Source organism: Actinotalea sp. JY-7885, assembly GCF_014525465.1.
In the GTDB taxonomy this organism is placed as follows: Bacteria; Actinomycetota; Actinomycetes; order Actinomycetales; family Cellulomonadaceae; genus Actinotalea.
Genome location: NZ_JACEXH010000331.1, coordinates 1 through 1,108 on the forward strand (window position 1 = coordinate 1; position 1,108 = coordinate 1,108).

Sequence of the window (1,108 nt, forward strand, 5' to 3'; positions counted from 1 at the left end):
CGCCCGCGCCGCGGCCCGACGCCGGACGACGGCGGCGACGCGCGGCTGCGCGGCCGCGAGCACCGCCGCCAGGACGAGCAGCCACGGCACGACGGCGGTGAACGAGTCGGCCGGGGCGACGAGCAGCAGGAGGGCGCCGAGCACGCCGCCGACGGCCGAGAGGACAGCCATCCGCGCGACGACGCCCCAGGCGCCCGCGAGCTCGCGGCGGTACCCCCACGCGCCCGCGACCGATGCGGGCAGCAGGCCCACGGTGTTCGAGACGTTCGCCGTGAGCGGCGGCACCCCCAGCCCCACCAGGAGGGGGAAGGTCAGGAGCGTGCCGGCACCCACCACGGTGTTGACGGTGCCGGCGAGCACGCCGGCGACGAGCACGAGGACGAGGTCGAGCGCGTCCATCCTCAGCGCCCGGCCGCGTAGGCCTGCATGCCACGGGGCGTCGCGGCGGCGCGCAGCACGCCGTCGCGCCGCGCCACGGCCGTGAGGCGGCCCAGCGACCACGGGCCGGTCACCGTCACGTCGTGCCCGCGCCGGCGCAGCCCGGCCAGCACGTCGGGTCCGAGCCGCTCCTCGGCGTGCAGGCCGCGCAGCTCGACCTCGCGCGGGTCGAACGAGGAGACCAGGTGCGTGGTGTGCCACGTGGGGGCGTCGATGGCCTCCTGCAGGCCCATGCCGTAGACGAGGTGGTTCAGCAGGAACGGCACCTGCCACTGGTCCTGCTGGTCGCCGCCCGGCGTCCCGCACGCGATCTCGGGACGACCGTCGCGCAGCACGAGGGTGGGGCTCAGCGTGGTCCGCGGCCGGCGGCGCGGACCGAGCGACGAGGGCAGGCCCTGCTCCACCCAGAACATCTGCGCGCGGGTCGGGAGCGCGAAGCCGAGACCGGGGATGACCGGCGAGCTCTGCAGCCAGCCGCCGCTGGGCGTGACCGAGACCATGTTGCCGGCGGCGTCGACGACGTCCAGGTGGCAGGTGTCGCCGCGCGCGACGCCGTCGGCGCCGGTGCGCGGGTCGACCGCGTCCGGGACCGCGCCGGAGGCCCGCTGGAAGGTGGGCTCCCCGACGCCCGTCGGCCGGGTGGCGGACGCCGCCGCACCGGAGCGCGACG

Annotated in this window: 2 protein-coding genes; both read right to left on the reverse strand. The window is 77.6% G+C overall.

Annotated features, from left to right (window positions below; genetic code table 11):
- A partial coding sequence (locus IDM29_RS16805) for a TSUP family transporter (RefSeq protein ID WP_188037849.1) occupies nucleotides 1–399 on the reverse strand: 399 nt, incomplete at its 3' end.
- A 2-nt stretch (nucleotides 400–401) separates the two neighbouring features.
- A partial coding sequence (locus IDM29_RS16810; RefSeq protein WP_188037850.1) for a gamma-glutamyltransferase occupies nucleotides 402–1,108 on the reverse strand: 707 nt, incomplete at its 5' end.